Here is a 7931-nt window from a genome sequence, read left to right as displayed (position 1 = left end):
GACTTCAGCGGCGGCGGTGGTGGCGGCGGCGGCGGCAGCCGCGGCGGTGGCGGTGGTGGTTACGGCGGCCCGCGCGGCGGTGGTGGGGGTGGTGGCGGCGGCACCAACCGCGGCGGCGGTGGCGGCGGCGGCGGCGGTCGTCCCGCGCCGGATCCCGGGCCTCCGCCGGATGATTTCGGCGGCTACGACGGCGGCGACGACATCCCGTTCTGAGTCTCAGGGCGAAGGTCGCGGTCGCCGCGCGAGCAGCACCGCGACCAAGAGCACGCCGATCCCCAGGCCGAGCAAGGCCGCCTCCCGCGGCTGCTCGGCTGCCATCAAGATCGTACGCACCAACCAACTCGGCGGCGGCGGCGGCACGAGCGACGCGAGTTCGGCGTTCGCAACGAGCGCGGCGCAACGCTCGCCCGCGCGTGGCTCCTCGCAGACGAACGTGCACAACACCGCTTCGCTCGCGGCGCCCTCGAAGCCGAGGACGTGCCGACCTCGAAGCATGACGGGCCTGTCGCCGCGCGTCCCCTGCCCCGTGAGCGCTTGCTCGAAGCGGCCCTCGTGCCGCGTGATGCCCTCGGCATCCCAGCGGTCGAGCGTGATCCCGTCCGACGCCGCGCCCCGCGCGATCGACGTCGCCATGCCGAGCACGATCTCCTCCACGCCCGGCGCGAACCGGTCCGACGGCGCTTCCACGCACGCGACGCGCAGCCGCAAACCCGCCTCGTCCACGAAGCCAGCCCGCAGCCCCACGCGCGCGCCTTTCAGGCTCGACACCTCGATCCGCGGCAGCGCATCGGCGCTCTCTTCCACTGCGCCTCTGGGCACGCCGAAGCGCACGATGGCCCCGCCGGAGAGCGCCTCCTCGCGCCGCTCGGTCATCGCGCGCCGCTCTAGCTCTTCTTGCCCGTGGCCTTGGGCTCGTCGAGCTCACGCATCATCGCGACGAGCTCGCTCCGGATGTCGAGCAGCGCCTCGCGCATCCTTCGCGCTTGCTCCACGCTCGGATCGTCCTCGCCGGGTGGCTCGATGCCGCCCTCGCGCAGCTTACGACGCGCGCCCGCGATCGTGAAGCGGTGCGCGTAGAGCAGGTCCTTCACCTTGAGCAGCGTCTCCACGTCGCGGCGCGAGTAGACACGTTGCCCTTTGGCGGACTTCTGCGGCCGGATGGAGCGGAACTCGCTCTCCCAGTAACGCAGCACGTGCGTCTCGACGCCGACGATCCCGGCGACCTCTCCGATGCGGTAGTAGAGCTTCGCAGGAAGCTCTCGGCGCCCGGACAAGCCGCTCACTCCTCCGCGACGGCGGAAGCCGTGGCGCCGCTCGCCCCGGAGACACGCGGGTTCAGCGCGTGCTTCAGGATCTGGCTCGCCTTGAAGGAGAGGACACGGCGCTCGGTGATCACGATCGGATCGCCCGTCTGCGGGTTCCGGCCCTGGCGCTGGCGTTTGTCGCGCAGAACGAAGTTGCCGAAGCCCGAGATCTTGATCTTCTCACCGCGGCCGAGGGTCTCCTTCATCGTCTCGAACACGAGGTCGACGAGGTCTGCCGACTCCTTCTTCGAGAACCCCCCGAGCCGACCGTAGACGGCTTGTACGATTTCGGCCTTGGTCATAGACGAAAGTCCCGCCCTTGCGACGCCGAGAATAAGAGCCCGGGCCCGGAATTTCCAGGGGGGAGTGATGTGGAGAAGCGTGGAGGGGCGAGGAGGGGCGCCGCGGCGGCGCATGACGGGAGGGAGAGGCGATCAGGCAGCGAGCTTGCCGACGGGCTGCTCGGCAGCCGTGGGCTCGCTCGGGCGCTCGCTCGACGCGGCGAGGAGCATGGGCGCGGCCTCGCGGCGGCGCGTCGACTGCTCGTGCGCCACGAGCATCGCCACGTAGCCGTAGCCGATCGTGAAGAGCGCCGCGAACGGCGTGGCGAAGTAGTGGCCCGTCTGGATCGAGGCGACCGTCGAGCCGAAGGAGAGCAGGCACAGGCCCGTCTCGAGGAGCGGCAGGTCGGCGCGGGCGCGGTAGCGGCCCTTGTTGACGCCGTGCTTCGGGGTCCGGACGAACTCACCGGCCATGTGGCGCAGGCCCTCGAAGACCGCCTTCGAGAGGTGCGGCGCGAGGCCCGTGCCGAGAGCGATGAGCATCGGCAGCCGCGTGAGCACGTTCGCGCGGCTCCGGCCCTGGGCCGCCTCGGCGAACATGTAGAACGCCGCGAGCGAGCCCGTCGTCGCCACGCAGAGCGGCAGGTCGACGATGAGCATCGTGAGCGTGTCCGTGGCCGGCAGGAGCACGAGCGCGGGCAGGAGCAGCACGCTCAGGGTCACCATGAGCGGGTAGGCGAAGTGCGGCGTGAGGTGGAAAAGAGCCTCGATGCGCTGCGCCAGGCTGATGTTCGAGGAGAGCACGCGCTTGAGGAGCTTGCGGGCCGTCTGCACGGTGCCCTTCGCCCAACGGTACTGCTGCGCGCGGAGCGCCGAGACGTCCTCGGGCAGCTCCGACGGCGAGACCACGTCCTCGCGGTAGACGAACTTCCAGCCCGCGAGCTGCGCGCGGTACGAGAGGTCGAGGTCCTCGGTGAGCGTGTCGTGCTGCCAGCCGCCGGCCTCGTGGATCGCGTTCTTGCGCCACATGCCGCCGGTGCCGGAGAAGTTGAAGAGCAGGCCGGCGCCGTAACGCGCGCGGTTCTCGACGAGGTGGTGGCCGTCGAGCATGAGCGCCTGGACCTTCGTGAGCACCGAGTGCTCGCGGTTCAGGTGGCCCCAGCGCGTCTGGACCATGCCGATCTTCGGGTCCGCGAAGTGACCCACGATGCTGCGCACGAACGAGGGCTGCGGGATGAAGTCCGCGTCGAAGATGGCGACGAGATCGCCCTTCGCGACCTTGAGCCCCTCGTCGAGCGCGCCCGCCTTGTAGCCGACGCGGTTCGTCCGGTGCAGGTAGACGGCGTCGACGCCGCGCTCGCGCAGGCGGTCGACGTGCGCACGGACGAGCGCTTGCGTCTCGTCGGTCGAGTCGTCGAGGACCTGGATTTCCAGCTTGTCCGCCGGGTAGTCCATGCGCGCGGTCGCCTCGAGTAGGCGCGCGGCCACAGTGGACTCGTTGAACAGCGGGAGCTGGATCGTCACGCGAGGCAGGTCTTCTTCGGCCACGTGAGGCATTTGCTTCGCGCGCTCGATCGCGCGGCGATGCCGAAGGCACAGGACCACGAGGTGCAGCCGGTGCAGACCGTACGCGCTGAGAGCGAGGAGGACGGCGAAGTACAGGACGACGAGCATCGTGTGGAGCATCGGACGCGCCTCCCTCGGGCGCAAAAACAGCAGACAACGAGGGAGTACCAGAGCCCGGCCGTCATAGTTGTCATGGACTTGTAAAACGTTGTCTCGGTTTGTCTCTGCTCGTCACATCCTGCCGCGCCTCCCCCGCCCCCCGTGACAAGTCCTGACGAACCTCGACACTTCCAAGCCGCGCCGGAGGACCCGCGCGCCCTCGGCGCCTCGCGCTGCAAAGGCACGCGGGTTACCTTCGGCAGGTGAACGATCGATCCGTGCAGACGACCCGCGCCGCGCTCGAAGACCTCAAGACGCGGCACATCGCCTTCCTGAAAGCGCGGCTCACCTCGCCCGCCGCGCGCGCCGAGTGGCAAAAGACCGTGGCCGACGTGCTCGACGAGCTTCGCTTCGCGCCGCTCGGTCAGCTCGTCGAGCCGGGCTCGCTCGCTTCGGCGCTCGATGCGGCGATCACGAAGCAGACCGTGGACGGCGCGCTGCGCCCCGCGATCGAGCGGCTCGCGCGCGAGGTGCACGCGCAGCTCGTGAAGGAGCGCGCGACAATCGGGTCGTTCGTGCCGGAGCACGCGCAAAAAGGCCTCGCCGAGCTCGTCGCGCGGCCCGACGTGCTCCCGCCGAAGCTCGTGCGCGAGATCGCCGAGAGCGAGGCCGCGCGCGAGGTCATGCGCGAGGTCATGCACGACGGGCTGAAGCAGTTCTCGGAGCGCGTGAACCCGTTCGTCGCGGAGTGGGGGTTGCCCTCGCTGATGAAAAAGCTCGGGCCCTTCGGCCTCGGCGGCGTGGGCAAGTCGATCGACGGGCTGCGCGTGGACTTCGAGAAGCGGCTCGATCCGGAGATCCGGAAATTCTTGCTCGGCTTCTCGCAGAAGGCCGTGAAGAACGCCGCGGAGTCGATCCTCGCGCGCGGCAACGAGCCGCCGTTCGTGGCGCTGCGGCAGAGGCTCGCGAGGTTCCTCCTGGAGCAACGCTTCGCCGAGGTGCTGCTCGATGTCGACGCGACGAAACAAGGCGCGCGCATCGGCGTCGACGTGGCGGCGCACCTCGCGGCGAACGAGGAGCTCGCGGCGCGGCGGCGCGCGTTCGTGACGGCGTGGGTGAAGGAGAACGAGGCGAAGCCCGTGTCCGAGGTGTTCGCGTCGCTCGGGCTGCCGGACAAACCGCCGCGCGAGATCGTCCGCGCCCTCGCGGACGCGACATTCCCCGCGCTCACGGCGACGATCACGACGCCGGCCGCGCAAGCGTGGCTCGCGTCGATCGTGACCGAGTTCTACGACGGGCTCGTGGCTTCGGATGAGGTGGGATGAACCCCTCTCCCGCAGCGGCGGGAGAGGGGTGACAGGGCGGGCGCTCAGGCCGCGCGGCGGCGGCGCGTCGCGAAGAGGAGACCCGCGACGAGCGTGAGCGTGATGGGCAACGCGCCGCCTTGCGCAGGCGCGGTGCGGCAGCCGCAACCCTCGGTGGGCTCCGGCGTCTCCGGGGTGGTGTCCGGCGGCGGCTCGGCCTTGCACAGGCCGGGCGCGTTCGACGTCGACGAGCACACCTGACCTTCGGGGCAGCCGTTGCCGCCGGCGCCGCGGCAGCCGGGGACGCAGCGCTGCTCCTCGCAGATCGTGCCGCTCGACGCACCGCCGCAGTCCGCGTCCGCCGTGCACTCGGGCTGCGTGATGTCGTCGCCGGCGAAGAGCGGGTTCGTCTCACCCGCGTCGAGCTTGCCGTTCAGGTTCGTGTCCTCGGCGCCGTCGCTCTTCGAGCCGCCGTCCGTATCCGCGACGAGCACGAGCGTCTTCGTCGCGCCGTTATCCGCGTCCGCTGTGCACTTCTGCGCGGCCGGGTCCGTCCCCTCGCCGTCGCACGGGCGGCCCGCCTCCGTGCCGTCGGCGAGACCGTCGTTGTCCGAATCCGCGTCCTTCACGTTGCGCCCGCCGTCGCCGTCGGTGTCGTCGCTCGGGTTCGGCTCGTCGCCGTCGGCGAGGCCGTCGTCGTCCGTGTCCGCGTCGTTCGCGCCCGTGCCGAGCGCCTTCTCCAGCGCGTCGCTCAGGCCGTCGCCGTCGGTGTCGACGACATTCGCGTCGTCGGACTCGTTGTTCGGGTTGCCCTCGCCCGCGTCGATCACGCCGTTGAGGTTGCCGTCCTCGGAGCCGTCGCTCTTCGAGCCGCCGTCGGTGTCGCGCGCGACGGGCGAGGTCTTCGTGCCGCCGAGATCGCCGTCGGCGCGGCAATGACCGGCCGTGGCGTTCGTCGCCGGGTGCTGGCAGCCCTTGCCCGCCTCGGTGCCGTCGAAGAGCGCGTCGTTGTCGCTGTCGACGTCACGCACGTTGATGAGCCCGTCGCCGTCCGTGTCGTCGCTCGGGTTCCGCTCGTCGCCGTCGAGCAGGCCGTCGTCGTCCGAGTCCGCGTCCTTCTCGTCCGTGCCGAGCGTCTTCTCCAGCGCGTCGCCGAGGCCGTCGCCGTCGAAGTCCTTCGTCGTGTTCGCGTCGCCGGGGTTCTCGGGGTTGCCCTCGCCCGGGTCGACGGCGCCGTTCAGGTTCGGGTCCTCCGAGCCGTCGCTCTTGCCGTCGTCGTCGCTGTCGGGGTTCAGCGGATCGGTCCCCGTCTGGCCGGCGTCGGCGTCGGGCCGGCAGTGGCCGAGATGCGCGGCCGTGTCGGGATCGTTGCAGGACTTGCCGAGCTCGGTGCCGTCGAACAGGCCGTCGTCATCGCTGTCGGGGTCGAGCGCGTTGATGAGCCCGTCGCCGTCGGAGTCCACGTCCCATTGGGGCTCCTCGCCGTCGAGCACGCCGTCGTCGTCGCTGTCGGCGTCGTCCGGCTTCGTGCCGGTTTGCTCTTCGAGGGCGTCGTACAGGCCGTCGCCGTCCATGTCGCCGCAGCCGTTTTCGTTGTTGCCGTCGCAGTCGGTGTCCTTGTCGTCGCCGCAGATCTCGAGGGTCGGCGTGCCGAGCACCGCGTTGCAGACCACGCCGGTGCCATCGGGTTTGCAGACGTTCACGCCGCTCGCCACGCACTCGCCGAGGCCCTCTGTGCAGGCCGTGCCGACGTCGAAGCCGTCGTCAGGCACGCCGTCGCAGTCGTTGTCCGCGCCGTCGCACATCTCCTGCGTGGGAACGCCGGGGACGGCGTTGCAGGTCGTGGCGTCCGGCCCGTCGCAGACGATCTTGCCGACCGCCTCGCACACGCCGTCGCCCACGATGCATGCGACGTCGAGGCCGTAGCCCTCGTCGGTCGTGCCGTCGCAATCGTCGTCGACCCCATTGCAGGTCTCGGTGATGGTGCCGGGCGCGACGTCGGGCACGCACTCGAGCACGCCTGCGTTGCAGTTCCGGAGGCCCGCGCTGCAGACGTCGGGCAGGCCCGTCGTGCAGGGCGTGCCGGACTCGGGGTTGTTGTCGTCGATCGTGTCGTTGCAGTCGTCATCGATGCCGTTGCAGACCTCGGGCATCGGAGCCTTCGCCACGGCGGTGCAAATCACATCGGGCCCGAGGCACTGCTCGATGCCCGTACCCAAGCAGGCGCCAATGCCGGTCGAGCAGGGCGTGCCGTACACGGCGCACTCCGGCACCGTCACCGTGAGCGTGCAGTAGCCGCTGACGTTGAGCTGGTTCGTGTAAACGATCGCGAGGACGTGTGTCCCCTCCTCGCCGGGACCGGGCGTCCAGGTGAGGTTCGTCGTGAAGGGGCTCGGCTTGGTCGTGCCGGGGATGGGGTTCAGGACGCCGACCGAGCCGATCGACGTCATCTTGAGGAACGAGTTCGACGTCCCCGTGAAGTTCGTGTTCAGCGTCTGGCCCATGTCGACGACGAAGCTGTCGCTGCCCGTGCACGTGGGCACGGGCGACTGGACCATCTCGATCATGAAGTCGACCACGGCGCTGCTCTTGAGCGTCGGGTCGTTCTCGTTCGGCGACTCGAGCACCACCTGAACCGCATACGATTGGCCCGCGACGGCGCCGTTCGTGTCCCACGTGAGCGTGCAACCCGGCGGGTTCGTGCTCGGGGTGAGCGTCGGGGCGTTGTTGTTGGCCGGGATCTTCGGGGGATTGATCGTGGCCGCGGAGCCGATCTCCGCAGCGTTGGAGAAGCGGCAGGTGACCGGCGTCCCATCGGGGTCGGTCGCGGGGATCTGGATCGTGCGGACCCCGTTGATCTGCATCTGGATGAGCGCGGGCACCACCGAGACGGCGTTGCCCGTGTTGCCCGCCGTCAAGTCGACCTTGGCCTCGACGCGGAAGTCGTCGTCGGCGCCGTTGACGAGCTCCGAGATGCGGCAGCACGAGCCGAAATACGCGGTGTACTGGCCGGCCGCGGCGTAGGTGTGTGTCGCGGCGTATCGGGTGACCTTGTACTCGAGGCCCGCGGCATCGACCCCGCTCCCGATGACCGCGCCTGTCGTCGTGGCGTGGTAGGTCCCGTCGCCGAAGAAGAGCGTGGTGGAATCGACGAACGTGGCGCGCCAAGCGGTCGTGACCTCGAAGCGCACGGTGCGTGGAGCCGAGACCGGATCGGGGATGCTCCAGGTGATGTTGCCGTAACGAAAATGCGTCGCCTCGGCGCGCCCTGCGAACACGAAGACGCAAAGCGCCGCAAGGACGGCGAAGAAGCCCTTGAATTTCGACATCGGTCCTCCGGGAAGGGCGCGAACGAGGCGGGAGCCTCGGCGAGGGCG

At 70.0% G+C, this 7931-nt stretch carries 7 protein-coding genes; 2 read left to right on the top strand and 5 right to left on the bottom strand.

All coding sequences use genetic code 11. From position 1 onward, the window contains the following. Nucleotides 1–213 (top strand): hypothetical protein (locus QHF89_RS20980; protein ID WP_284720744.1); only part of this gene is annotated, 213 nt, incomplete at its 5' end. A 3-nt stretch (nt 214–216) separates the two neighbouring features. On the opposite strand, the gene QHF89_RS20975 is transcribed toward QHF89_RS20980, so the two are convergent. From QHF89_RS20975 to QHF89_RS20960, 4 genes are all read right to left on the bottom strand, one after another. Further along, entirely contained in the window at nt 217–873 is a 657-nt protein-coding gene (locus tag QHF89_RS20975) for a hypothetical protein (protein WP_136966470.1), read from the bottom strand. A gap of 11 nt (nt 874–884) precedes the next feature. After that, on the bottom strand, nt 885–1274 hold the full coding sequence (locus tag QHF89_RS20970; RefSeq protein ID WP_136927037.1) for a MerR family transcriptional regulator: 390 nt from the start codon (nt 1272–1274) through the stop codon (nt 885–887). Between the two features lie 5 nt (nt 1275–1279). Continuing rightward, complete coding sequence (locus QHF89_RS20965) at nt 1280–1606, bottom strand: integration host factor subunit alpha (RefSeq protein WP_136927036.1); 327 nt, start codon at nt 1604–1606, stop codon at nt 1280–1282. 132 nt (nt 1607–1738) lie between these two features. Further along, nucleotides 1739–3271, bottom strand: a complete 1533-nt coding sequence (locus QHF89_RS20960; RefSeq protein WP_136966471.1) for a cellulose synthase family protein — start codon at nt 3269–3271, stop codon at nt 1739–1741. A 242-nt stretch (nt 3272–3513) separates the two neighbouring features. On the opposite strand from QHF89_RS20960, the gene QHF89_RS20955 reads away from it, so the two are divergent. Further along, a complete protein-coding gene (locus QHF89_RS20955) occupies nt 3514–4575 on the top strand; it encodes a hypothetical protein (RefSeq protein ID WP_136966472.1) in 1062 nt (353 codons plus the stop codon). Nucleotides 4576–4619: 44 nt separating this feature from the next. Here QHF89_RS20955 and QHF89_RS20950 read toward each other — a convergent pair whose 3' ends face one another. Continuing rightward, the gene (locus tag QHF89_RS20950; RefSeq protein ID WP_136966473.1) at nt 4620–7883 is read right to left on the bottom strand and encodes a MopE-related protein; all 3264 of its coding nucleotides are present in this window, start codon (nt 7881–7883) and stop codon (nt 4620–4622) included. Between the last annotated feature and the right edge of the window lie 48 nt (nt 7884–7931).

Origin of the sequence: Polyangium sorediatum (assembly GCF_029946465.1) — a bacterium.
GTDB classification, from domain to species: domain Bacteria; phylum Myxococcota_A; class Polyangia; order Polyangiales; family Polyangiaceae; genus Polyangium; species Polyangium fumosum.
The sequence above is the reverse complement of the archived record's forward strand: the minus strand, read 5'-3'. Positions and strand labels throughout refer to the sequence as shown.

Excerpts from the sequence above, each read along its gene's own strand:
- QHF89_RS20950 (WP_136966473.1), bottom strand. The coding sequence starts at position 7,883 with ATGTCGAAATTCAAGGGCTTCTTCGCCGTCCTTGCGGCGCTTTGCGTC.
- QHF89_RS20975 (WP_136966470.1), bottom strand. The coding sequence starts at position 873 with ATGACCGAGCGGCGCGAGGAGGCGCTCTCCGGCGGGGCCATCGTGCGC.
- QHF89_RS20965 (WP_136927036.1), bottom strand. The coding sequence starts at position 1,606 with ATGACCAAGGCCGAAATCGTACAAGCCGTCTACGGTCGGCTCGGGGGG.
- QHF89_RS20960 (WP_136966471.1), bottom strand. The coding sequence starts at position 3,271 with ATGCTCCACACGATGCTCGTCGTCCTGTACTTCGCCGTCCTCCTCGCT.